General features: G+C 63.9%; 20 protein-coding genes. 2 read left to right on the plus strand and 18 right to left on the minus strand.

Features of this window, described 5'->3' with window-relative positions; translation table 11 throughout:
• From AC04MI_RS06005 to AC04MI_RS06050, 10 genes are all read right to left on the minus strand, one after another.
• The coding region (locus AC04MI_RS06005; RefSeq protein ID WP_476497338.1) for an electron transfer flavoprotein subunit beta/FixA family protein at positions 1-214 on the minus strand (214 nt) is incomplete at its 3' end.
• Positions 215-246: 32 nt separating this feature from the next.
• Positions 247-1,812 (minus strand): class I adenylate-forming enzyme family protein, encoded by a 1,566-nt coding sequence (locus AC04MI_RS06010; RefSeq protein ID WP_436078444.1) that lies wholly within the window; start codon positions 1,810-1,812, stop codon positions 247-249.
• An 8-nt stretch (positions 1,813-1,820) separates the two neighbouring features.
• A complete protein-coding gene (locus AC04MI_RS06015; protein WP_476497339.1) occupies positions 1,821-2,834 on the minus strand; it encodes a Bug family tripartite tricarboxylate transporter substrate binding protein in 1,014 nt (337 codons plus the stop codon).
• 174 nt (positions 2,835-3,008) lie between these two features.
• Entirely contained in the window at positions 3,009-4,016 is a 1,008-nt protein-coding gene (locus AC04MI_RS06020) for a Bug family tripartite tricarboxylate transporter substrate binding protein (protein WP_436078443.1), read from the minus strand.
• 78 nt (positions 4,017-4,094) lie between these two features.
• Positions 4,095-5,342 carry a CaiB/BaiF CoA transferase family protein gene (locus AC04MI_RS06025; RefSeq protein WP_056059122.1) on the minus strand — a complete coding sequence of 416 codons (1,248 nt, stop codon included), beginning with the start codon at positions 5,340-5,342 and terminating at the stop codon, positions 4,095-4,097.
• Complete coding sequence (locus tag AC04MI_RS06030; protein ID WP_056059949.1) at positions 5,339-6,175, minus strand: oxepin-CoA hydrolase, alternative type; 837 nt, start codon at positions 6,173-6,175, stop codon at positions 5,339-5,341. Before AC04MI_RS06030 ends, AC04MI_RS06025 begins: the two co-directional genes overlap by 4 nt.
• A 4-nt stretch (positions 6,176-6,179) precedes the next feature.
• Complete coding sequence (locus AC04MI_RS06035; RefSeq protein ID WP_476497340.1) at positions 6,180-7,313, minus strand: acyl-CoA dehydrogenase family protein; 1,134 nt, start codon at positions 7,311-7,313, stop codon at positions 6,180-6,182.
• 10 nt (positions 7,314-7,323) lie between these two features.
• Entirely contained in the window at positions 7,324-8,520 is a 1,197-nt protein-coding gene (locus AC04MI_RS06040) for an acyl-CoA dehydrogenase family protein (protein ID WP_476497342.1), read from the minus strand.
• Positions 8,521-8,682: 162 nt separating this feature from the next.
• Positions 8,683-9,858, minus strand: a complete 1,176-nt coding sequence (locus AC04MI_RS06045) for an acetyl-CoA C-acyltransferase (RefSeq protein WP_476497344.1) — start codon at positions 9,856-9,858, stop codon at positions 8,683-8,685.
• Positions 9,859-9,982: 124 nt separating this feature from the next.
• Entirely contained in the window at positions 9,983-12,103 is a 2,121-nt protein-coding gene (locus AC04MI_RS06050; protein WP_056059131.1) for a 3-hydroxyacyl-CoA dehydrogenase NAD-binding domain-containing protein, read from the minus strand.
• 162 nt (positions 12,104-12,265) lie between these two features.
• Between AC04MI_RS06050 and AC04MI_RS06055 the strand changes: the two genes are divergently transcribed.
• A complete protein-coding gene (locus AC04MI_RS06055; protein ID WP_476497345.1) occupies positions 12,266-13,186 on the plus strand; it encodes a LysR family transcriptional regulator in 921 nt (306 codons plus the stop codon).
• A 153-nt stretch (positions 13,187-13,339) separates the two neighbouring features.
• Here the strand turns inward: AC04MI_RS06055 and AC04MI_RS06060 are convergent, their stop codons facing one another.
• The 8 genes from AC04MI_RS06060 to AC04MI_RS06095 form a co-directional block, all read right to left on the minus strand.
• On the minus strand, positions 13,340-14,353 hold the full coding sequence (locus tag AC04MI_RS06060) for an ABC transporter ATP-binding protein (RefSeq protein WP_056059138.1): 1,014 nt from the start codon (positions 14,351-14,353) through the stop codon (positions 13,340-13,342).
• Positions 14,350-15,336: an ABC transporter ATP-binding protein gene (locus tag AC04MI_RS06065; RefSeq protein WP_476497347.1), complete on the minus strand. Its 987-nt coding sequence runs from the start codon at positions 15,334-15,336 to the stop codon at positions 14,350-14,352. Before AC04MI_RS06065 ends, AC04MI_RS06060 begins: the two co-directional genes overlap by 4 nt.
• A gap of 32 nt (positions 15,337-15,368) precedes the next feature.
• Positions 15,369-16,280, minus strand: a complete 912-nt coding sequence (locus AC04MI_RS06070; protein ID WP_476497348.1) for an ABC transporter permease — start codon at positions 16,278-16,280, stop codon at positions 15,369-15,371.
• Positions 16,281-16,408: 128 nt separating this feature from the next.
• The gene (locus tag AC04MI_RS06075; protein ID WP_476497349.1) at positions 16,409-17,992 is read right to left on the minus strand and encodes an ABC transporter substrate-binding protein; all 1,584 of its coding nucleotides are present in this window, start codon (positions 17,990-17,992) and stop codon (positions 16,409-16,411) included.
• A 97-nt stretch (positions 17,993-18,089) separates the two neighbouring features.
• Positions 18,090-19,307 carry a M20 aminoacylase family protein gene (locus AC04MI_RS06080; RefSeq protein ID WP_015012585.1) on the minus strand — a complete coding sequence of 406 codons (1,218 nt, stop codon included), beginning with the start codon at positions 19,305-19,307 and terminating at the stop codon, positions 18,090-18,092.
• The gene (locus tag AC04MI_RS06085; RefSeq protein WP_476497351.1) at positions 19,307-20,287 is read right to left on the minus strand and encodes an ABC transporter permease; all 981 of its coding nucleotides are present in this window, start codon (positions 20,285-20,287) and stop codon (positions 19,307-19,309) included. The genes AC04MI_RS06080 and AC04MI_RS06085 overlap by 1 nt, the downstream gene beginning before the upstream one ends.
• Positions 20,288-20,424: 137 nt before the next feature.
• Positions 20,425-22,005, minus strand: coding sequence for an ABC transporter substrate-binding protein (locus AC04MI_RS06090; RefSeq protein ID WP_476497353.1), 1,581 nt, complete (start codon positions 22,003-22,005; stop codon positions 20,425-20,427).
• Positions 22,006-22,506: 501 nt separating this feature from the next.
• Complete coding sequence (locus AC04MI_RS06095; RefSeq protein ID WP_110961364.1) at positions 22,507-23,553, minus strand: porin; 1,047 nt, start codon at positions 23,551-23,553, stop codon at positions 22,507-22,509.
• A 315-nt stretch (positions 23,554-23,868) separates the two neighbouring features.
• On the opposite strand from AC04MI_RS06095, the gene coq7 reads away from it, so the two are divergent.
• The gene (coq7, locus tag AC04MI_RS06100; RefSeq protein WP_056646690.1) at positions 23,869-24,486 is read left to right on the plus strand and encodes a 2-polyprenyl-3-methyl-6-methoxy-1,4-benzoquinone monooxygenase; all 618 of its coding nucleotides are present in this window, start codon (positions 23,869-23,871) and stop codon (positions 24,484-24,486) included.
• Positions 24,487-24,499: the final 13 nt, after the last annotated feature.

The following is a 24,499-nucleotide window of genomic DNA, read 5'->3' on the forward strand; positions in this document are numbered from 1 at the left end:
GGGTTTCCTGGCACTGGGCCACGCCGCAGGAGACTGCGATGACTTCGGTCACCAGGCCTTTTTCTTTCAGGCGCACGGCCTCTTCAACGGCGATTTCGTCAAAGGGGTTCATGCTCATCTTCACGTTGGCGATGTCTACACCCGTGTTGTCCGACTTCACGCGGACCTTCACGTTGTAGTCCACCACGCGCTTGACGGGAACGAGGATTTTCATGGTTGGGTCTTTCTGAAAAAACAGGAAATCGATCAGTGCGACAGCGCGCGGTGCAGGTCACGCAATTCACGCTTGAGCACCTTGCCGATGGCGCTGCGCGGCAGCTCATCAATGAAATGCAGCGCAGCCAGCCGCTGCGTCTTGCCCGCACGGGCGTTGTACCAACCCATGATCTGCGTGGTGTCTTCGGTGGCACCCGGCCGGCGGCATACAAAGGCCACCGGCGTCTCGCCCCATTGTTCGGAGGGTACGCCGGTCACGGCCACGTCCTCCACGGCGGGGTGCTTGCGCAACTCGGCTTCGAGGTCGCTGGGGTAGATGTTGAAGCCGCCGCTGATGACCATGTCCTTGCGGCGGTCCAGCAGGGTCAGAAATCCCTGCGCGTCAAACCGGCCCACGTCGCCCGTGCGAATGAAGCGCTTGCCGGTGGCGTCAAACCACTCGGCCTCGCGCGTCTTGTCGGGCTGCCGGTGGTAGCCGGTCATCATGCCGGGCGAGTGGCCCACCACCTCGCCGGTGGCGCCGGGCGGCAGCTCATGGCCCTCTTCGTCGATCAGGCGGATGTCGCTGGTGGATGCGGGCTGGCCCACAGTGTGCAGCTTGTCGGGATGGTCGTGCGCCGCCAGGATGCAGGTGCCGCCGCCTTCGGTCATGCCGTAGAACTCGTACAGCGCGCCCGGCCAGCGCGCCAGGATGTCGGCCTTCAGCTCGGCACGGAACGGCGCGCTGGTGCAGAACTTGGCGCGAAAGCACGACAGGTCGAATTCACCAAACTGCGGCAGCGCCAGGATGCGCTGGTACTGCACCGGCACCAGCATGGAGTGCGTGGCGCGAATCTGCTGCGCGGTCTGCAGGTAGCGCAGTGCATCGAACTTTGCCATCAGCCGCACGCTGCCGCCCCAGCACAGGCCGGGGAAGAACGACACCAGCGTGGTGTTGGAATACAGCGGCGTGGCCAGCAGCGTGACACTGTCCGGCCCGTAGCCCTGCGCCAGGCCGCGCACCAGATGCGCCCAGCGCATGCCGTGCGATTGCACGATGCCCTTGGGGTTGCCAGTGGTGCCGGAGGAATAAATGATGTTGAACGGGTGCTCGGGGCCCACATCCACCGGCTGCGGTGCGGCGCCTTCGGGAGCGAGCCACTCAATCCACGGCGTGCCCGCGCCGGTATCGTCCAGCGCCACCAGGGGCAGCGCAACGGCGCCTTTCATCACCGCAGGCGGCACCGCCGCCCTGCCCTGCGCATCGGCAAACAGCAGGCGCGCCTGGGCATCGCCCAGCATGGACGCCATGGCCTCGGGCGTGACGGATGGCGCCAGCGGTGCCACCACCACACCCGCACGCAGGGCGCCCAGGTACACAGAGGCATAACGCACCGACGACGCGGCGCATACGGCCACCACATCGCCCGACTGCAGGCCCGCCTGCTGCAACGATGCGGCCACGCGGTCCACCAGGGCATCGAGTGCGGCCCAGTTCAACGCGGAGTCGTCATCGGCCAAGGCCTTGGCCTGCGGGCGCTGCCGCGCGTTGTCACGCAGCAGATCGGAGACCCTGCGGAACGGGGGAAAAGGGGCAGAGGCAGTTGCGTTGGTCATGGCCCAACTTACTCGAAGACGATGCCCTTGTCGCGGATCACCTGGCCCCACTTGGCGTAATCGCCACGCACGCGCTTGGCCATCTGGTCCGGGCCCTGGTGGTTGGCGATGGCACCGGCGTTGAGCAGCTTGTCCTGCACCTCCTTGTCGGCCAGGATGGCTTTGACTTCGGTGCTGATGCGATCAACCACATCCTTGGGCGTACCGAGCGGGGCCATCAGGCCGCCCCACGACACGGCATCAAAGCCCTTGAAGCCCTGCTCGGCAATGGTGGGCACGTTGGGGATTACGCCCACGCGCTGCGGCAAGCCCACCGCAATGGCGCGCAGCTTGCCCGTCTGGATATGGGGCAGCGCTGCCACGAGGTCTGCATACATCATGGGCACCTGGCCGCCCAGCGTGTCGGTGATGGCGGGCACACCGCCCTTGTAGGGCACATGCTCCATCTCGAATTGACCCAGCTGCTTGAGCAGCTCCATGCTCAGGTGGCCAAAGCTGCCCACGCCCGAGGAGGTGTAGTTGAGCTGACCTGGCCGCGCCTTGGCGTGGGTGATGAGCTTTTGCAGATCGGTCACGGTAGGCATCTGCGCCGGGTTGACCACCACTACGATGGGCAGGTCGTACACGGTAGCCACGGACACGAAATCCTTGGTGGTGTCGTAGCCCGCCTTTTTGTACAGGTGCGGAGCCAACAGCGTGGGCGTGGCCAGCATCATGAGCGTGTAGCCGTCGCCAGGGGTCTTGGCGATCTGCTGCGCGGCAATCGAGCCCGAAGCGCCCGCGCGGTTCTCCACCACCACGGGCTGCTTCAGCCGCTCGGCCAGCTTCTGGCCGACGATACGCGAGGCCGTGTCGGTGGGGCCACCAGCCGGGAAGGGCACCACGAGCTTGATCATCTTGTTAGGCCAGGCCTGGGCGTGCGCTGGGGCCGTGCCCAGCAGGCCGATGGCCGACACAGCGGCAGCTGCGGACAGCACCGCGCGACGCGAAAAGGCGGCGGGGAAAAGAGATTGTTTCGTCATCAGATATCCGTTTTTACTTTCAGCTTTTGTGCTGACCCACGCCCGACGTAACCGGCGCGGCCCAGGCGCGGGCAGCCGCGCAAGGGCCGCCCCGCCGCGCTGGCTGCGTCCCCCTGCCCGCATGGCGCAGCCATGCGAGAGCGGGGGGAAGCCGCGCTGCGGCTCAGGGGGGTGTTAATCGAGCTTTGCGCCAGACACTTTCACCACGCGCTCCCACACCGGTGCGTCCTTCTTGAACTGGGCGCTGAACTGCTCGGGACTGCTGCCCACGGGGATGAAACCCATCTGCTGGATGCGGTCGCGCACTTCGGGCATCGCGATCACGGCCTGCAGCTCAACGCCAAGCCGCGCTACGACTTCGGGCGGCGTCTTCGCGGGTGCGCTCATGCCCACCCAGCCCGTCACCTGGAAGACCTCGTCCTTGATACCCTGCTCAGCCATCGTGGCCACTTTGGGCAGCGCGTCCATGCGCTGCGCGCCGGTCACGGCCAGTGGCTTGAGGCGGCCCGATTCGATGTAGGGCCGGGCCGACTGCAGGCTGGCAAACGCCATCTGGAACTGCCCGCCCACGAGGTCCTGCAGCATTGGGGCCTCGCCCTTGTAGGCCACATGGTTCATGTCGGCCTTGTGCTTGTCGGACAGCCACGCCCCAGCCAGGTGGGCGTACGAACCCATGCCCCATGAGCCATAGGCGATCTTGCCCTTGTTGCGGTCGATGTAGGCCATCAGCTCCGCTGCGTTGTTGACCGGCAGCTGCGGGTTGACCAGCAGCACCACCGGCGCCAGCGCGATCTGGGTGATGAGGGCCTGGTCCTTTTGCGGCTGGTACGGCAGGCGGTCGTACAGAAACTGGTTGATGAGCATGGTGGTGCCCAGGGACACCAGCAGGGTGTAGCCGTCGGCCGGCGACTTGAGCGCCTGGTCGGTGCCGGTCACGCCGCCGGCTCCGCCGCGGTTGTCCACCAGAACAGGCTGGCCCAGGCGGGCCGAGAGCTTCTCGCCCAGCGCGCGGGCGGTGATGTCGGTGGCGCCACCGGCCTGGTACGGCACGATCAGCTTGATAGGCTTGGCAGGCCAGGCGTCCTTACCCGCCTGCGCCAGGGCCGAGCCCAGCAGGCCGGTGCTGATGAGGGCGGCCAGGCCCTGCAGGACCCTGCGGCGGAGAATACGGAAGAAGTTCATGTTTGTCTCCGGATGGCAATAGGAAAAGGTCGATAGCGCTTGTTCCGCAAGCGCTTTCCGCTATTATTTTTATAGCTATTAAAGCGGGGGAAGTGTGAGCACACCCTTGTCGCGCAGGGCCTGAAGCTCGGCCTCTGGCAGTTGCAGCAGCTGCTGCAGCACATCGCGCGTGGCGTCGCCCAGGGTGGGCGGTGCGTTGCGGATGGGCAGGCGCTGGCCGTCCAGCCGATAAGGCGGCGCGAACACATGCGTGGTGCCCGCCACGGGGTGGGGCATTTCCTGCAGGAGGCCGCCACGCCGCGTACGCTCGCTGGTCAGCGCTTCGTGCAAGCCAGCCACCCTGCCGCAAGGGATGCCAGCAGCGGTCAGGCGTTCGAGCAGCACATCACGCGGGAAGCTGGCAATCAACGCCTTCATCTCGGGCAGCAGGGTCAGTCGATTGCGGGCACGCTCGACATTGGTGGCAAAACGGGGGTCTTCCACGATGTCCGGGCGCATCACCACCTGACGGCAGAACTTGTCGAACTGGCTGTTGTTGCCCACGGCGATGATGAGCGGACCGTCCTGTGCCTCGAACATGCCGTAGGGCACGATGGACGGGTGGGCGTTGCCGTAGCGCTGCGGGTCGTGGCCCAGCAGCATGGCGTCCAGGCCGTAGTAGCCGGTGATCATCAGACCGCAGTCGTACAGCGCCATCTCGATGTGGCGGCCCTTGCCCGTGCGCTCCCGCCGGAACAGCGCGGCCAGCACGGCCTGCGCCGCATACATGCCGGTCATCATGTCCACCGCGGCCACGCCGAACTTCAGCGGGGGCTGGTTGGCCTCACCGTTGATGGCCATCAGACCCGCCTCGCCCTGGATCACCAGGTCATAACCGGGGCGCTTGGCCTCGGGGCCGGAGCTGTCGTAGCCCGCCACCGAACAGTAGATGAGGTCGGGCTTGATGGCCTTGAGCTGCTCGTAGCCCAGGCCCAGCTTCTCGGCGCCGCCGGTCTTGAAGTTCTGGACTACCACGTCGCACTGCGGCAGCAGGTCGCGGATGATCTTCACGCCTTCGGGCGTCTGCAAATCCACCGTGATGGACCGCTTGTTGCGGTTCATGCTGTTGTAGTAGGTGGTCTCGGTCTTGCCGATGCGCATGCCCCAGTCGCGGGTGTCGTCACCCCGGCCGGGGTGTTCCACCTTGATGACGTCGGCACCAAAGTCGGCCAGTACCTGGCCGCACAGCGGGCCCGCAAACACACGCGAGAGGTCGAGCACGCGCACGCCTTCGAGCGGGAAGTCCATGCCCTCGGGCAATGGGGGGGTGGGGGTGGTGGAGGTCATTGCGTAGTGTCTTGTGTACCCGCGCCAGCGGCATTGACCTGGCGCAGGCGGGCGAAATCGGCCGGGCGTTTTTCCAGAAACGCACCAACGCCTTCGCGGGATTCTTCGGTGGCTTGCGACTGCACCATGAGCTGTGCTTCCAACTCCAGCTGATCGTCCAGTGGCTGGACGTAGGCACTGCGGCACAGCGCCTTGATGCGGCCCATGGCCAGGTCCGGCCCGGTGGCCACCTGCGCGGCCAATGCCAATGCCTGCGTCAGCGCCTCACCCGGTTCGGCCAGTCGGTTGACCGGGCCGAGTGCATGCAGTCGCTCGCCAGAGATGCGTTCGCCGGTGAGGCACAGCTCGGTCAGCACCTGGCGCGACACGAACTCGGCCAGGAAGGCAGTGGCGCCGCCGTCGGGCGTGAGACCCACCTTCACATACGCGACCGAAAACACGGCGTTACGCGCAGCCACCAGCATGTCGCAGGCCAGCGCCAGCGACAGGCCCGCACCAGCGGCAGCGCCCTCCACCGCTGCAATCACCGGCTTGCGGCAATCGCGCACGGTGCGGATCAGGTCGTGCAGGCCTTCGAGCTTGGCGCGGCGCTCTTCGATGGGCAGCTCACGGCGCTTGGCCAGCTGGCGCAGGTCACCGCCCGCGCAGAAGTGCCCATCCTCGCCCGTGAGCACGATGGCGCCGACGGTAGGGTCAGCCTCGGCCTGTGCCAGTGCCTCGGTCAGCGCTGCATAGAACGCGGGCGACAGCGCATTGCGCGCGGCAGGGTTGTTGTTGGAGAGCACGAGCACCGCGCCCTCACGGCGTTGCAGCAGAGGCAGTGGCTGCTCCATGGCTTCAGCTCCGGCCCAGCGCGATAAAGCGCKSCAGRTGGTGGTCTTCATCGCCAAACTGGTGGTCCACCATSACGAGSCGCTTGGCGTAGTGCGRCAGCGGCAGCTCCCASGTCATGCCRATGCCRCCGTGCAGCTGGATGCTTTCCTCGGCCACCAGCGCGCCRATGCGGCCCATGGTGACCTTGGCGGCCGAGAGCGCGCGCTCGCGCTCGGTGCGGTCGGTGCTTTCCATGGCTGCTGCCGCATTGATGACGGCCGAGCGTGCCTGCTCCACTTCCAGCAGCAGGTCGGCCATGCGGTGCTGCAGAGCCTGAAAGCTGCCGATGGGTACGCCAAACTGCTTGCGCGTTTGCAGGTATTCCAGCGTGTGCTTCTTGGCCACATCCATGGCGCCCAGCGCCTCGGCACACACGGCCAGAATGCCCCAGCCCACCGCGTGCTCCAGCGTGGCAAAGCCCTGCCCTTCTGCGCCCAGCAAGGCCCCTGCGCCCACCCGCACGTTTTGCAGCGTGACTTCGGCCACACGGCCACCATCGATGCGGCCCATGCCACGGCGGCTCAGGCCTGCAGCATCGGCGGGCACCAGGAACAGCGAGATGCCGTCTTCATCGTCCACAGCGCCCGCTGTGCGGGCACTGACCAGTAGCAGTTGAGCCTGGTCGCCATGCAGCACCACGGCCTTGTGGCCGGTGAGCAACCAGCCGTCGCCATTGCGCACGGCGCGGGTGGTCACGCGGTTCAGGGCGTAGTGCGCGCCGGCTTCCTCGTGCGCCAGGGTCACCACGGTGCTGCCGTCGATGATGCGGGCGATGTGTTCCTTTTGCGCAGCGCTGCCCGCCAGGCCCAGCGCCCGGCCCACCACCAGCGCGCCGACGAAGGGCTCCACCACCAGGCCGCTGCCCAGGGCTTCAAACACCACGGCCACATCAAAGCCTGCGCCGCCGAAGCCGCCATCGGCTTCGGGGAAGAGTGCGCCAATCGCGCCCAGCTCGGCAAAGCGGCTCCACAGCGCCGCGTCCATGCCGCTGTCGCCGTAGGCGATGTGGTTGCGCGTCTCGATCCCGTACTGCTCGGCCACAAAACGGTTCAGGGTGTCCGCCAGCATGCGGCGGTCTTCGGTATGTTCAAAGTTCATCGCGGCAACCTCACAGGCCCAAAATCATTTTTGAAATGATGTTCTTCTGGATTTCRTTSGAGCCGCCRAAGATCGACAGCTTGCGGTWGTTGAAGTAATTCGCAGCTGCCGTCGCTGCCTCCTTCGGCCCCACGGGTTCATCGGCATAGCCTTCGTACTGCGCTTCTTCGATGAAAGGCAGCGCGTACGGGCCCACCGCACGGCGGATGAGCGAGAGGATCTCCTGCCGGATCTCGGTGCCGCGAATCTTGAGCATGGAGCTTTCAGCCCCTGGCACGCCGCCACCGGCCACGGCGGCRATCACGCGCAGGTTGGTGGTCTTCATGTTCTCCAGGTCAATCTCGACCTGGGCCATGCGGGCGGCAAACAGTGGGTCCTGATCCAGCGGCTTGCCGTTTTTGATGACCTTGGCGGCAATCACCTGGAGCTTGGCCAGCGCGGCAATGCAAAAGCCCACGCCTGCAATGCCCGTGCGCTCATAGGTCAGCAGGTACTTGGCGTAGGTCCAGCCCTTGTTCTCCTCGCCCACCAGGTTTTCCACGGGCACCTTCACATCGGWGAAGAACACCTCGTTSACTTCMTKSTCGCCRTCGAGCGTGMKGATSGGGCGCASYTCCACGCCGGGCGAGKTCATGTCSAYCAGSARRAAGCTGATGCCYKMCTGCKYCTTSGCYTCGCGGTYGGTGCGCACCAGGCAGAAGATCATGTTGGYGTGCTGRCCCWGSGTGGTCCAGGTCTTCTGGCCGTTSACGATGTAGTGGTCGCCCTGGCGCACCGCCGTGGTCTTGACCGAGGCCAGGTCCGAGCCCGCGCCAGGTTCGGAGTAGCCCTGGCACCACCAGTCCTCACCGCTCAGGATGCGCGGCAGCCAGTATTTTTTCTGTGCCTCGTTGCCAAACTTGATGAGCACCGGGCCCAGCATGTTCACGCCAAAGGGCACGATGCGCGGGCCACCGGCCAGGGCGCATTCGGTGTCGAAAATGAACTTCTCGACGGCCCCCCAGCCGGGGCCGCCATAGGCTTCGGGCCAGTGGTTGGCCAGCCAGCCGCGCTCGTTCAGGATGGCGTGCCACTCGTCCTGGTCCGCCTTGGTCAGGCGCTGCCCGGCCTTGACCTTGGTGGCGATGCGCTCGGGCAGCTTGGCTTTCAAGAAAGCCTGCACCTCGGCGCGGAAGGCTTCTTCTTCGGGGGTGAAATTCAGGTCCATTGACGGTTTTCCTCAGTCATCCATGGCGCTGTGCGCCTGTATACGGCCTTTGCACTGGCGCGCCCCAGGCGGGGGACGCCGAGCAAGGGCCGCCCCGCAGCGAGGGCGTCGTCCCCCTCCCGCAGGAGAGGGGGAAGCGGCGCCAGCCGCTCAGGGGGTGTTTCAATAAATCTCGAACAGGCCTGCAGCGCCCATGCCACCGGCGATGCACATCGTCACCACGCCGTACTTGGCCTTGCGGCGGCGGCCTTCGAGCAGCAGGTGGCCCACCAGACGTGCACCGGTCATGCCAAAGGGGTGGCCAATGGCAATCGCCCCGCCGTTCACGTTCAGCCGCTCGGACGGAATGCCCAGGCGGCGCTGGCAGTACAGGGCCTGCGAGGCGAAGGCTTCGTTCATCTCCCACAGGTCAATGTCCTGCACCGTGAGGCCGTGGCGCGCCAGCAGCTTGGGCACGGCAAACACGGGGCCAATGCCCATTTCGTCGGGCTCGCAACCCGCCACCGCAAAGCCACGGAACGCGCCCAAGGGCTGCAGGCCACGGCGCTCGGCTTCTTTCGCTTCCATGAGCACGCAGGCGCTGGAGCCGTCGGACAGTTGCGAGGCGTTGCCTGCGGTGATGAACTGGCCCGGACCTTTCACCGGCTCCAGCTTGGCCAGGCCTTCCAGCGTGGTGCTGGCGCGATTGCAGTTGTCGTGCGTGGCGGTCACTTCGCGGTAGGTGACCTCACCGGTCTCCTTGTTCTTTTCCATCATGCGCGTGGTGCAGGGCACGATCTCGTCAGCGAACACGCCGGCCTGCTGTGCGGCGGCGGTGCGTTGCTGGCTTAGCAGCGAGAACGCATCCTGGTCTTCGCGGCTGATGCCATAGCGGTGGGCCACGATGTCGGCGGTGTCGATCATGGCCATGTAGAGSKCGGGCTTGTGCTCTTGCAGCCAGGGGTCGATGTCTGCCGGGTTGCCTGCACGGATGGCCGAGATGCTCTCCACCCCACCCGCCACCATGGCGGGCACGCCTTCGGCCACGATGCGGCCTGCGGCAATCGCCACCGACTGCAGACCCGATGCACAAAACCGGCTGGCCACCATGCCCGCCACCGAAAGGGGCAGGCCCGCGCGCAGCGCGGTCTGGCGGCCAATGTTCTTGCCGGTGATGCCCTCGGGGTAGCCGCAGCCCATCACCAGGTCTTCGATCAGCTCGGGGTCGATGCCCGAGCGCTCGACCGCTGCCTTGACGGAAAAGGCCGCCAGCTGCGGGCCGGGTGTGGCATTGAATTCGCCCCGGTGCGACTTGGTCAATGGGGTGCGGGCGGTGGAAACGATGACGGCTTCACGCATGATTTGCTCCTGATTTAATAGCTTTTTGCGCTTATTCATAAAGCGCTAGAGGCCAATATGACTCGAATACGGTGGGACTGATGGAAAACGCTTCGCGTGCAATGCAGGTCAGGCAGTCTCTGCGCTATGCAGCCTTGTTCAGGCTGTCGAAATTGCGCCCCTCGGCTACCAGCTTTTCCAGCAGCGGCGCGGGCTGCCAGAACAGCGGGTCTTCCTGGGCGAACTCGCGGATATCGGCCAGCACCTTGTCCAGCCCCGTCATGTCGGCCCACTTCATCGGGCCGCCACGGTGGCGCGGAAAGCCGTAGCCCGCGACAAAGGTCACGTCCACATCCAGCGGGCGCAGGGCAATGCCTTCGGCCACCACTTTGGCGCCTTCGTTGACCATGGCGGCCATGTAGCGACGCATGATCTCGTCGGCGCTGAAGCTGCGGGGCGTGACGCCTTTCTTGGCGCGCTCGGCATCCACTATGGCCAGCACTTCCGGGTCGGGCTGGCCCGTGCGGGCACCGTCGGGGTACAGGTAGAACCCGCGCCCGGTCTTCTGACCAAACCAGCCGCGTTCGCAGATGCGGTCGGCAATCTCCACGTACCGGGCCTTGGGGTCGCGCGTGGCAGCGCGGCGCTTGCGCGTGGCCCAGCCAATGTCGCCACCGGCCAGGTCTGTCACCTGGAACGGGCCCATGGCAAAACCAAAGCCGCGCACGGCAGCGTCGATCTCGTAGGGGCTGGCACCGTCTCCCAGCAGGTAGTCAGCGGCCTGCTTGTACACGGCCAGGATGCGGTTGCCGATAAAGCCGTCGCACACGCCCGCGCGCACAGGCACCTTTTTCAGCTTGCGAGCCAGCTCGAACGCCGTGGCCACCACGTCGGGCGCCACCTTGGCGGGCACCACGATCTCCAGCAGCTTCATGATGTTGGCGGGGCTGAAGAAGTGCAGGCCGATCACATCCTGCGGGCGGCCGGTGGCAGCTGCAATGGCGTCGATGTCGAGGTAGGACGTGTTGGTGGCCAGCACGGCACCGGGCTTGCACACGCGGTCCAGCTCGCGGAACACGGTCTTCTTGACTTCGATGTCTTCAAACACGGCCTCGATCACCAGGTCCACCTGGGCGATGTCGGCATAGCTGGTGCTGCCGGTGTAGCGCGCCATCACGGCGGCCTGGGCGGCATCGGTCATGCGGCCCTTGGCCACCAGGGCGTTGTAGACCTTTTCGACATTGGCGCGGCCGCGGGCGATGGATTCGGCATCGCGCTCGATCATGGTCACGGGCAGGCCCGCATCCAGCGCGGCCACGGCAATGCCCGCACCCATGGTGCCGCCACCGATGACGGCAATGCTGGCCACGGGGCGTGGCTGCGCGGCCTGAGCCTCGGGCACTTTGACCACTTCACGCTCGGCAAAAAAGGCGTGGATGAGCCCGGCGCGTTGCGGGCTGTCGATGCATTCCATGAACAGCGCACGTTCGCGGGCCATGCCTTCTTCAAACGGCAACTGCAGTGCAGCCTGCACGCATTCGATGATCTTGAGGGGCGAGAACAGGCCGCGCGACTTCTTGGCCGTCTCAGCCTTTTGCTCTTCCAGCCAAGCCAGCGCAGCCTGCGGCTCGGCAATGGCCAGGTCACGCGTGCGGCGCACGGGGGCGTTGGCAGCCAGCAGTTCGCGCACGTAGGCCAAGCCTGCGGCCAGCGGGTCGGTGCCTTCCACCAGCTTGTCAACCAGGCCGGCTTGCAGCGCGGCCTGCGCCTTGAGGGGCTGGCCGCTGAGCATGAGGGTTGTGGCGGCCTGCACGCCCATCAGGCGCGGGGCGCGCTGGGTGCCRCCCGAGCCGGGCAGCAGGCCCAGGTTCACCTCGGGCAGGCCCAGCGTGGCGGCAGGCAAGGCCAGCCGGTAGTGGGCCGACAAAGCCACCTCCAGCCCGCCGCCCAGGGCTGCGCCGTGCAGCACGGCCACCACGGGCTTGTTCAGGTTTTCGATGGCGCGGCAGACCTCAGGCAGGATGGGTGCTACCGGTGGCTTGCCGAATTCGCGGATGTCCGCCCCGGCAATGAAGGCCTTGCCCGCGCCCACCAGCAACACGGCGACCACGGCGGCGTCGGCCTGCGCCTGCTGCATGGCCGCCAACAGGCCCTGGCGCACGGCGGCTCCCAGGGCATTGACGGGCGGGTTGTCGATGGTGACGACCAGAACATCGCCATGCAGCGCGGTGGTAACAACGGAAGATGCGGCAGCGGCGGCGTGCATACGGGGAAGTCTCCTGGTCAATGGCTGTGCCTGTTGATGACCGGGGGATTGTTGATGCGCGAAGTAATCTTGACAATTRCATAGMCCATTGACAGACTGTCAAACTTCTTTTGACAAACTGCGGCAAGCGAGCGTTCAGATGCCGCCCCACCTATCCCGCCTATGGAACTCACCTCCCTCACCGTGCTGGTCGACATCCTTGATGCTGGCAACCTGAGCCAGGCCGCGCGCAACCTGAAGATGACGCGAGCCAACGTGAGCTACCACCTGCACCAGTTAGAAAAATCGGTGGGTGTGCAGCTGGTGCGCCGTACCACACGCCGGGTGGAGCCCACCGAGGTGGGCCTGCGCCTGTACGCCCATGGCCGCGCCATTCAGAACGAAATGCTGGCCGCGCGCGAGACGATTGCCACGCTGGGCCARGGCCTGCAGGGCCGCGTGSGCCTGAGCGTGCCCAGYGGCTACGGSCAGMTKGTGATGKCSGACTGGCTGATCGACTTCAAGCGGCWGTACCCCGGCATCGTGCTGGATGTGCGCTTTGAAAACCGGGTGGATGACCTGATCCGTGATGAGGTGGACATCGCCATCCGCGTGATGCCCGAGCCCCCGCCCACGCTGGTGGCGCGCGACCTGGGCAGCGTGCGTTACATCGCCTGCGCATCGCGCGAGTACGCCGAGACGCATGGGCTGCCCCAGGACTTCGAAGCTCTGCAGGCCGCGCCGGTGATCACCGCAGGGGTGGTAGGCAAGCAGCTGCGCCTGCGCGGGTACCGGGGTGACCAGCGCCAGGAGGCCATGCTGGAGCCCACCCTCATTTCGGAGCACTTTCCGTTTCTGCGCCAGGGCATCCTGGCAGGGCTGGGCGTAGGGCTGGTACCGGATTACGTGGTGCAGGACGCCGTGACCAGCGGCGAAGTGCTGACCACGCTCAACGACTGGCGGCTGAGCATTTTTGGCACCCAGATGTTCATGCTCTACATGCCGAACCGCCACCAGACCCGGGCGGTGCGCACCTGCATTGACTACCTGCTGGGGCGTGCCCTGCCCGCAGCCGGCCAAGGAGTGACTGCGGAGCCAGGATGAGCATCTTCTGCGCGTTTACAAGCAAAAATAGCCGCAAGCGCAGGTATTCATTGCGCTAGCAGCTATTTTATTGATAGCAATCACTACTGCGACAGTAGCAATGCCGGATGAGTCCCTCCGCCGCGCGTCAGCACACCCGCGTGGCGGCTGGCATCAGATCCGCCCTTCCTCCACCGCATGGCACGCAATGCGAATGCCGCCAATGCTCAGGAGCTGGGGGCGCTCGGTGCGGCAGCGGTCGTTCACATGCGGGCAGCGGGGGTTGAACGCACAACCGGGCGGCGGGTTCAGCGGGTTGGGTACCTCGCCCTGTACCGGTGTGCGCGCCTTGCCGGTGTCGTGCATCTTGGGGATGGCATCGAGCAACATGCGCGTGTAGGGGTGACGCGGTGTGTCGAACAGCGTGTGTTTGTCGGCCAACTCCACCAGTCGGCCCAGGTACATCACGCCGACCTGGTCGCTCACGTGGCGCACCACGGCCAGGTTGTGGCTGATGAACAGGTAGGTGAGCTGCCGTTCGCGCTGCAGGTCCTTCATGATGTTGAGGACCTGGGCCTGCACCGACACATCAAGCGCGCTGGTGGGCTCGTCGCAGACCAGGAACTCGGGTTCGGTGGCCAGGGCGCGTGCAATCGAGATGCGCTGGCGCTGCCCGCCCGAGAACTGGTGCGGGTACTTGACCATGTCCAGCGGCGACAGCCCCACGGACTTGAGCAACTCGCCCACGCGGGTCTTGAGCTGTTCCTTGTCGGTGATGAGGCCGTGTTCTTTCAGTGGCTCTCCGATGATGTCCTCCACCAGCCAGCGCGGATTCAGGCTGGCGTACGGGTCCTGGAAGATCATCTGAATGCGGCGGCGCATGGCCTTGGCATCGTTGCCCTTGAAAGCGGCGTGCGCGTCCTGGTTGTCGAAGGTGAGGCCGCCGCGGGTGGGCTCGTACAACCCCACCAGCAGGCGGGCCACGGTGCTCTTGCCGCAGCCGGACTCGCCCACCAGGGCCAGCGTCTTGCCCTTCTCGATCTCGAAGCTCACGCCATCCACCGCATGCAACAGGGTGCGGGGCTTGCGTTCGATCACACGGTTAAGCCAGGGAGCGGAGACGTCAAAGGTCTTGGCCAGGTCATGCGCCTGGACCAGGGCCTTGCTTTTCGTTGCGGTGGCACTCATGCGGTCACCTCGGCTTGGGTCGCGGCACCAGCGTGCAGCCAGCAAGCAGCGCGTGTAGCGCCTGCATCCATCAGGTCGGGGCGGTCGGTCATGCAGCGGTCAAAGGTCTTGGGGCAGCGGGGGTTGTAGGCGCAGCCMYSGGGAATGGCRTTSAGSCGCGGCATSGCGCCRTCGATCTGGTTCAAACGTTCACGGTCCATCGTCATGTCGGGGATGGAGGCCATGAGGCCGCTGGTGTAAGGGTGCGATGGCTGATTGATCACATCGTGCACCGGACCGATCTCGGCCACGCGGCCGGCGTACAGCACGGCCACGCGATCACAGGTTTCGGCAATCACGCCCATGTCGTGGGTGATCAGCATCACGGCCGCACCGCGTGATTTGCAGATGTTCTTGAGCAGCGTGATGATCTGCGCCTGGATGGACACATCCAGCGCCGTGGTGGGCTCGTCGGCCACGATGAGTTTGGGCTCGGCAGCCAGGGCCAGGGCGATCACCACGCGCTGGCGCATTCCGCCGGAAAACTGGTGCGGATAGTGGTCAATGCGCTCTTCAGCTGCCGGGATGCCGGTGTCTTTGAGCAACTGGATGGCGCGCTGGCGGGCCTCGGCGGCGTTGACCGGCAGGTGCGCCAGGATGGTTTCAGTGAGCTGTCGGCCCACCGTATACAGCGGGTTCAGCGAGGTCAGAGGGTCCTGAAAGATCGCGCCAATGCGGCGACCACGGATATGCCGCATTTCCTCATTGCTGAGGTTGTCGATGCGCTGGCCCTCCAGCAGGATCTGGCCCGAGGCCACACGGCCCGGCGGCTCCAGCAGGCCGATGATGGCCGCGCCAGTGAGTGACTTGCCGGCGCCGGACTCCCCCACCACGCCCAGGATCTCGCCGGGAGCAATGGAGAAGGAAATGTCGTCCAGGGCGCGCAGGGTACCGCGGCGGCCCGGGAATTCGACAACGAGGTTTTTGACTTCGAGAAGGCTCATGGAGATATCGCTTTTCTTGTTCTTGTTGTGGCTCAACGCAGGCGCGGGTTCAGGGCATCGCGCAGCCAGTCACCCAGCAGGTTGACCGACAGCGCAATCAGCACCAGCATGGCGCCAGGAAACACGGTGATCCACCATTCGCCCGAGAACAAGTAGTCGTTGCCGATGCGGATCAGCGTGCCCAGCGAGGGCGAAGTGGGCGGAGCGCCCACACCCAGGAAGGACAGCGTGGCTTCGGTGATGATGGCCGTGGCCACCTGGATGGTGGCCAGCACCAGCACSGGCCCCATCACGTTGGGCAGCACATGCTTGCGCATGATGCGCAGCGGYGSSACSCCCGTCACACGSGCSGCCTGCACGTATTCCTTGTTGCGCTCCACCAGYGTGGAGCCGCGCACCGTGCGSGCRTAYTGCACCCAGCCGGTSAGSGAGATGGAGAGGATCAGCACCCCGAACGCCAGCGACTCGTGCGCATTGGGAAACAGCGCACGACCCACGCCGGCAATCAGCAGCGCGACCAGGATGGCAGGAAAGGAGAGCATCACATCGCACAGGCGCATGAGCACAGCATCCACCCAGCCGCCCCGGAAACCGGCCAGCAGGCCGAAGGCCACACCCACCACCACGGAGAGCAGCACCGAGGCAATGCCGACCACGAGGGAGATGCGCGCACCGTAGATCAGCGCGGACAGGATGTCACGGCCCTGGTCATCGGTGCCCAGGGGGTATTTCATAGAGCCCATTTCGCTCCACGCCGGGGGCAGCCGCGCGTCGCTCAGCTCCAGCGTGGTGAGGTCGAACGGGTTGTGGGGCGCCACCCATCCGGCGAACACCGAACAGAACAGGCAAATCAGCGCAATGGCGGCGGCCAGCATGGCGACCGGCGATGTGCGGAAGCTGTAGCCAACGTCGCTGTCGAACCAGCGGGCAAGGGTAGTTTTCATTGTGGGAAACCAATCAACAGGCAACAACACGCGCAACGGGTAGCTGCAGGTGTTGTTGCGGGCTTGAATCAGCCGATGGCGTTGTCGTTGTTGTAGTCGTCGTATCGATCAGGCGGGAACAAGCAGGATTACTTGCTCACGGTGATCCACTTGAAAGGCATGTAGTTGTCGGCCATTTGCACCAGCTTGACCTTCTTGCTCACACCCCAGGCCAGCGYCTGCTGGTGCAGYGGCARGTGSCCSAYGTCGGCGGTGTGCASRTCGAAGGCTTCCTTGATCATSGCRTCRCGCTTGGGCTTGTCGGTCTCGACCAGGATCTTCTTGGTCAGTTCGTCCAGCTTGGGGTTGCAATACGCACCCAGGTTGAACTGGCCSGCKCCGGTCTTGTCGTCGGGGCAGRYCATCAGCGCMTTSAGGGCGTTGTGCGAGTCGTASGTGGTGGGKGTCCAGCCCAGCATGTAGAAGCTSGTGTCRCGGCGCAGCACCTTSGGGAAGTASGTGCCCTTGGTCTCGGCCGCGAGGTTGATCTTGACGTTGATGCGCGACAGGTTGGCAGCCACCGTCTGGCAGATGCGACCGTCATTCACATAGCGGTCGTTGGGACAGTTCATGGTGACTTCAAAACCGTTGGGGTAACCGGCTTCAACCATCAGCTTCTTGGCGGCTTCGACGTCATAGGGCAGGCGCTTGACATCCGGCTGGAAGCCGTTGATGCCGGGGCCSACCATCAGCGCGGWGGGGYKSGAGGCGCCGCGCATCACMGTSYKCTKGATGCCKKCGATGTCGATGGCCTGGTAGAAGGCCTGGCGCACGCGCTTGTCCTTGAAGGGGTTCTTGCCCTTGACGTTGGAGTACAGCAGCTCGTCGCGCTTCTGGTCCATGCCCAGGAAGATGGTGCGCAGCTCRGGGCCAGTGATGGCGCGGGCATTGGCGCTGCCGTTGATACGCTCGATGTCCTGCACGGGCACAGGCTCCATCACGTCCACTTCGCCCGACAGCAGGGCCGCCACGCGCGTGGCATCGTTGCCGATGGGCGTGAACACAACTTCGGTGGCGTTGCCTTCGATCTTGTCCCAGTAGGCGCCATTGCGCACGAACACCGTGCGCACGTTGGGCTGGCGCTCACGCAGGCGGAAGGGGCCGGTGCCATTGGCGCGGAACGACGCCGCGTTCTCGATGCCCTTGCGGCGGTCTACCGGGGTTGTGGCCTGATTGGTCTCGCACCACTTCTTGCTCATGATGTAGGACGTGGTGATCACGTCTGGCAGGATGGGCTGGGGAGCCATGGTGTCGATCTCGACCGTGTGGTCATCGATCTTGCGCACCTGCTTGATGTCGCTGTTGGTGGCCTTCATGTCAGAGCCATCGCCCTTCATGCGGGCGAAGCTGAACACCACATCGTCGGCCGTGAACGGCGTGCCGTCGTGGAATTGCACACCCTTGCGCAGTTCGAAGCGCCACACGGTGGGGGCAATCTGCTTCCAGCTGGTAGCCAATGCGGGCGCAAGGCTCAGGTCCTTGTTGCGGCCCACCAGAGGTTCGTAAACGTTGCTGGTCACGCTCAACTGCAGCGACTCGTTGAGTGAGTGCGGGTCCATCGACAGGGCATCGCCCTGGTTGGCGATGCGAACGGTCTGTGCCTGAGCTACCAAACTCGTCGCAGCCAGCGCAGCGAAGAGAGCGGTCACAGCGACTTTTTTCTGGAATTTCATGGAAATCTCCTGGTAGTGAAAGGGTGGGATGGAAGGGTACGAAGACTTCCGGTGGGTGAGCGGTGTGTGCGTGGAGAAGTCAGATGCCCGCGCCTGATCAGAGCGCGGGCAGCGGCATGGCCTGCTCGATCAGGCTGGCGTGCAGCGCAGCGCCCAGCGGCAGGATGTCATCGTTAAAGTCATACCGACTGTTGTGCAAGGCGCTGCCGCTCGATCCTGTGCCCTGGCCAATGCGCAGATAGGCCCCCGGCTTGTTCTGCAGCATGAAAGAGAAGTCTTCAGCGCCCATGCTGGGCTCCAGGTCGCGCACCACGTGGTCGGCCCCCAGCAGCGACTCGGCCACATCGCCCGCAAAGATTGCTTCGCTTTCGCTGTTGATGGTGGCGGGGTAGATGCGTTCGTAGTGCACCGTGGCCGTGGCACCGAAGCCGAGCGCAATGGCGCTGCACAACTCCTTGAGGCGCTTTTCCACCATCTCCTGCACCAGCGGGTCGAAGGTGCGCACGGTGCCCACCAGCGTGGCCGTGCCGGGCAGCACGCTGAAGGCACCCAGGTCGCCTGCCTGCATCGCGCACAGGCTGACCACCGCACTGTCGATGGGCCTCACATTGCGCGACACGATGCTCTGCGCTGCGGTGATGATGTGGGCCGCGACCAGCACAACGTCCACCGTCTGATAGGCGTGCGCGCCGTGGCCGCCACGCCCAGTGATCTCGACCGTGAAACGGTCGGCGGCTGCCATCATCGGACCGGCGTTGATGCCGACGGTGCCGGGCTTCATTGCGGGCCAGTTGTGCATGGCAAAGATGGACTGCACGGGGAAGCGGTCAAACAACCCGTCTTCCATCATCACGCGGGCGCCGGCAAAGCCTTCTTCGCCCGGCTGGAACACCAGCACGGCGGTGCCATCGAAGTTGCGGGTTTCGGCCAGATAGCGCGCAGCGCCAATCAGCATGGCAGTGTGGCCGTCATGGCCGCAGCCGTGCATGAGGCCCTGCTTGCAGGACTTCCAGGCGAAGTCGTTGTGCTCGGTCAGCGGCAGGGCATCCATGTCGGCGCGCAAGCCCACCATGCTACCGCTGGCGCTGCTGCGCCCACGAATGACGCCCACCACACCCGTGCGCCCGATGCCTTCGTGGATCTCATCCACACCGCAGAGCTTCAGCGCTTCCTTGACGCGTTTGCTTGTGTAGATTTCTTCGAAACCCAGCTCCGGATGGGCATGCAGGTCACGCCGCAGTGCCGTCAACTCAGGGTGGTACTGCGCGATGTGAGCGAAGGCGCGGCCACCAGCTTTCAAACGGGGGCCTTGCATCAGTGGCCTCCTGCCTTGCCAACGCGCAGTCGAGGATCGACCGCGAAATACAGCAGGTCCACCACCAGATTGATCACCACAAAGATCAACGCAATCAGACACAGGTAAGCGGCCATCACGGGAATGTCAGCGAAGGTCACAGCCTGGATGAACAGCAGGCCCATGCCTGGCCACTGGAACACCGTCTCCGTGATGATGGCAAAGGCGATCAGGCCACCCAGTTGCAGACCTGTGATGGTCAGCACGGGCACGAGAGTGTTCTTGAGGGCGTGGCCAAAATGGATGGCCCGATTGGACAGGCCACGAGCCCGGGCGAACTTGATGTAGTCGGTGCGCAGCACCTCCAACATYTCGGCSCGCACCAGCCGCATGATCAGCGTGAGCTGGAAGATGGCCAGCGTGATCGCAGGCAGGGTGATGTGGTGCCAGCCCTTGGCCTTGAGCAAGCCGGTGCTCCACCAGCCCAGCTGCACGACCTCACCCCGACCAAAGCTGGGGAACCAGCCCAGGTGTACGGCAAACACCAAAATCAACAAGATGCCGATCAGGAAGGTGGGCAGGGACACKCCSAGCAGSGACASKGTCATGAACASCTGGCTGGTGAAGGTGCCGCGCTTGAGGGCGGCATACACGCCCATCGGCACACCGATGACCAGCGCGAGGAGGGCCGCMACCAGCGCSARCTCGAGMGTGGCCGGRAAGCGCTCGSCRATSAGGCGCGASACCTTSGCSCCCTGGCGCAGGCTCAGKCCRAACTCACCCTGSGCYGCATTSACCAGAAAGTGCCAGAACTGCACRAAGAAGGATTTGTCCAAGCCGAGGGCGCTGCGCAACTCGCGGATCTGCTCGGGGGTGGCGTCCTGGCCCAGCAGGAACACCACGGGGTCTCCCACGTACTGGAACAGCATGAAGGAGATGAAGGCCACCGTGACCATGACAATCACAGCCTGTATCAGGCGGCGCAAAATAAAGGCAAGCATCAGAGAGTCGAGTGAGTGTTCGATGGAAGTGCCGCCGCCACTTTTGGTGACTGGGGCACTGCGGGTCAATACATCGTCAGATATACCAAAGAAAGCAAGGGCCGCACGGCCCTTGCTTTCAGTGCGTCAAGAATAAATCAGTTCACCTTGACCGTGCGCATGTCCACGCGGTTATCAGCACGGTGCACCAGTTCGATGTTCTTCTTCATGGCCCATGGGATCACCTGGTCATGCAGAGGAATGTGGGACACGGTGTCGTTGGACAGTTGCAGCGCTTCGGTCAGCATACGAGCGCGAACGGGCGCATCGGTCTCGGCCTTGATGCGGTCCACCAGATAGTCCATGCGCTGGTTGCTGTAGCGACCCACGTTGTAGTTGCCATCACCACCTTGGCCCACGGTGCGCACCAGCGATTGCAGGCTGTACAGCGCGTCGAATGTCGGCACGCCCCAGCCCAACATGTAGATGCTGGCTTCGTAGCGCTGGATCATCGGGAAGTAGTTGACCAACGGCAGCGTGCGCAACTTGGCCTTCACCCCCACGCGCGCCCACATGGCCGTCACAGCCTGGCAGATGGCTTCGTCGTTGATGTAGCGGTTGTTAGGGCAGGCGAAATCCACTTCAAAGCCATCGGGGTAACCCGCCTCGGCCAGCAGCTTCTTGGATGCATCAACGCTGTATGGGAAACGCTTGCCAACAACCTCTGTGTAGCCAGCCACTTGCGGCGCAACGATGGTGCCGGTGGGCTTGCCCAGGCCGCGCATGATGTTGCGCGAGATGGTTTCTGCATCAATCGCCTGGTAGAGCGCCTTGCGCACCCGCACATCCTTGAGCGGGTTCTTGCCCTTGATGTTCGAGCCCGGGAGCTCTTCGCGGAACTGGTCCATGCCCAGGAAGATCGTGCGGTTCTCCACACCATCAATCACCTTCAAGTCAGGGCTGGCGCGCAAGCGACCCAGATCCTGGGGTGACGGGTCGAGCACCAGATCCACTTCACCCGACAGCAGTGCGGCAATGCGCGTGGCTGCAGACTTGATGGGCGTGTAGACGATCTCGGTCACGTTGCCGTCCATCTTGCCCCACCAGTTGGGGTTGCGCTTGAACACCATCTTCACATCAGGCTGCCACGATTCCRGGGTGTAAGGGCCTGTGCCCATGGCGTTGCGGTGGGCAAAATTTTCGTCGGTGCCCTTGATATCTTTGGGCTCAACCGACTTGTTCTTTTCCGCCCAGGCCTTGCTCATGATGCGCAACTCGGTCATCTGACGCAGCAGAACCGGATTGGGCGAGGACAGAATGACGTCAAAGTTCTGCGCATCCACCTTCACCACTTTGCTGATGCCCTGTACGTATGGGGTGAAGTTGGACGTTTTGGCCATGGCCCGCTGGATGGAGTACACCGCATCGTCGGTGGTCAGCGGCGAACCATCATGGAACTTCACGCCCTGACGCAGCGTGAAGCGCACCTGCGTGGGGCTGATCTCCTTCCAGGCCGTCGCCAGCACGGGTTCCACATCGAACGTCTTGCTGTTGTAGTACACCAGGCTTTCATACACATTGGCATGAAGGCCGTTTTGCAGCGCATTATTTTGGGAGTGAATGTCCCAGGTCGCGATTTCCCCCTGACTGGCCCATTTGAAGGGCTTGGCCTGCAATGATGGCGCAAACAGCAGCGCAGCGGCAGCAGCCACCGACAAAAGACTGTGGTTGAGTTTCATGGAACCCTCTTGATTAAAAGTTTTACTATGCAGTAAAGGTTGCTCTATAGCCAACGGGAAATCCCTGAATCCCCGATGCTATGAAGGGCCTATAACTGCGCTGGCAACGCTTTCGTCATGCAAGGTTGGTGCCAGCTAAAACTTTTTTGCCCTTATCCCCGTGGGCCCCTACCACCGCTCGAGGTCGCGATATCGCTTCGCCCATCAGCAAACCGAGTCAGAAGCACTGTAGTCGAGCCTTACCAGCCACTTGGTCTTCTATCCGTCTCGACGGGAGCGCTCGGCGCGCGGCAATCAGCCACACCACGAATCTCATCGGCCCGCATGAGCAGTCATGGTTCAGCACGTGAGCCACGAGACCGATTTGGATCACCCAAGTCGATACACAGGCAGTCGCAAGCGACGCACAGACTCACGCAAACAGTTCGAGAAATGAAAAAGCCGCCCGAAGGCGGCTTTTAGGCTTTTGTATCAACAACTGGCCAAAGCCAGCTGACGATATTAGAAGCTGTGACGGATACCGAAGTCGTAACCGTTGGAGTTGCTGTTCACACCAGTCACAGCGCCGTTCAGAGCTTGTGCAGCGCCGTTCTTGTTGGTCAGGTGAGCGTACGTTGCGTACAGAGCCGTGCGCTTGGACAGGTTGTGCACGTAGCCCAGAGCCAGCTTGTTCGTACGGGGATCAGCACCAACGGTGTCGATCTTGTAGGTGGAGTAAGCCAGACGAACTTCGCCAGCGCCCACGGGGATCAGACCACCGATCAGGAAGCCCTTGCCGTCGTTGCCGCCGCTGATCTTGTCTTGGTTGTAGTGAGCCATGATCTTAGCCATGCCCAGGTCGTATTGACCGCCCAGGTTCACAGCCTTGATGTTGCCCGTCAGGAACTTGGTTTCGGAGAAAGCGATAGCGGCGTTGATGGGGCCGTTAGCGTAACCAGCGCGCAGTGCCAGGCCGTTGCCGTCCTTCTTGTTGGCAGCGTTGCTGTTGTTCTCACCCATGTAGTACTGGGCTTGGCCGTAGAAACCACCCAGGTTGCCAGGCAGGAAGTAGCCGATGGAGTTCGAAGCGCGGATGGTGGTAGGGCCGCCCAGGCTGGAGTTCAGGGTTTGGGTGGTGCCCACGCCGTTCGTGCCGAACGGATCAAACACGGTCAGGTTCCAGAATTGGGGGGTGTAGTCACGGCCCAGACGCACTTCACCGAAGCCGCCGTTCAGGCTAACCGTCGAACGACGGTTGAAAGTCAGGCCGCCGCCAGTGCTGGTAGCTGCTTGGTTGTTGGTGTTGGTAACGCCGCCGGTGCCGTTGTCGTTGTTCAGACCAGCTTCGAGCCAGAACGAAGCGGACATGCCGCCACCCAGGTCTTCAACGCCGCGGAAACCCAGACGGCTGCTGTTGTAGCCGGAGTTCGTCAGTTGCGACTTGTTAGAGACGCTGCCGGAACCGTAAGCGTAGGTTGCGTCAACCACGCCGAACAGGGTCACGGAAGATTGAGCCATTGCAGCGCCGGAAGCAGCCAGCACAGCCAGGGCAATCAGGGATTTTTTCATTGCGAGTTACTCCAAGGTTAAACATCGGGCTCCGGTACGGGGGGTCTATGGTGAAAGCACCTGCACAGTCCCGCCGGTTTCCCGGGCCAACCTCCTGGTGGGGAAGTTGCTCTTATTGCACCAGACCCGGCCGGGTTTCGCAAAGGAATTCACCCACAATCGCCCCGAAAGGGGAAATTCGTTGCAGTGTTGCAACATTTCAGTGCGCACGGGCAAAATCACAATTGCTGCATGCAACTCCTGTGCCTTGCCTTGCGGTTTTTTGTATCCAAGTGCAATTTGTGTTTCGACGCCATTGCCATTCGAGAGCTTTCCATGGACGCTTTTTTGACTGCCGCAGACAACGCGCTGCGCACACTGTTTGCCCAACCCCGAGCTTCCGAACAGACACCGGCACACGGTGTGCCCGAGGCGTCGCTGGATCCTGCGCAGAAAAAGTTGGCGGGAGCCCTGATGCGCGTGAACCATGTGGGGGAAGTGTGCGCCCAGGCACTCTACAGTGCGCAGGCGGCCGTCACCCGTGACCCCGCCCTGCGGGACCACCTGCAGGCAGCGGCGCGCGAAGAGACCGACCATTTGGCATGGACACAACAGCGCCTGGACGCACTGGGCGCACGCCCCAGCCTGCTCAACCCTCTGTGGTTCGCAGGGGCTTTTGCGCTCGGGCTGGTGGCTGCCAAGGTCAGCGACCGGGCGAACCTGGGTTTTGTGGTGGAGACGGAAACCCAGGTGGCCGCGCATCTGCAAAGCCACCTCGACAGGCTTCCCGAGCAAGACCAGGCGTCAAGGGCCGTGGTCGCCCGGATGAAGCAGGACGAGGAGCGGCACGCAGACCAGGCCCGCGCCGCCGGTGCGCTGGAATTGCCCGCCCCGGTGCGCCTTGCCATGAAAGGCGCCGCCAAGGTCATGACCACCACGGCGCACTATCTTTGAACCCCAAGCTGGC

The organism is Acidovorax sp. LjRoot204 (assembly GCF_056175785.1).

Bases quoted from the DNA above. Each gene is read 5' to 3' on its own strand.
- coq7 (WP_056646690.1), top strand. From the start codon at position 23,869: ATGGACGCTTTTTTGACTGCCGCAGACAACGCGCTGCGCACACTGTTT.
- AC04MI_RS06025 (WP_056059122.1), bottom strand. From the start codon at position 5,342: ATGACCTCCACCACCCCCACCCCCCCATTGCCCGAGGGCATGGACTTC.
- AC04MI_RS06060 (WP_056059138.1), bottom strand. From the start codon at position 14,353: ATGAGTGCCACCGCAACGAAAAGCAAGGCCCTGGTCCAGGCGCATGAC.
- AC04MI_RS06030 (WP_056059949.1), bottom strand. From the start codon at position 6,175: ATGGAGCAGCCACTGCCTCTGCTGCAACGCCGTGAGGGCGCGGTGCTC.
- AC04MI_RS06010 (WP_436078444.1), bottom strand. From the start codon at position 1,812: ATGACCAACGCAACTGCCTCTGCCCCTTTTCCCCCGTTCCGCAGGGTC.
- AC04MI_RS06020 (WP_436078443.1), bottom strand. From the start codon at position 4,016: ATGAACTTCTTCCGTATTCTCCGCCGCAGGGTCCTGCAGGGCCTGGCC.
- AC04MI_RS06095 (WP_110961364.1), bottom strand. From the start codon at position 23,553: ATGAAAAAATCCCTGATTGCCCTGGCTGTGCTGGCTGCTTCCGGCGCT.
- AC04MI_RS06080 (WP_015012585.1), bottom strand. From the start codon at position 19,307: ATGCAAGGCCCCCGTTTGAAAGCTGGTGGCCGCGCCTTCGCTCACATC.
- AC04MI_RS06015 (WP_476497339.1), bottom strand. From the start codon at position 2,834: ATGACGAAACAATCTCTTTTCCCCGCCGCCTTTTCGCGTCGCGCGGTG.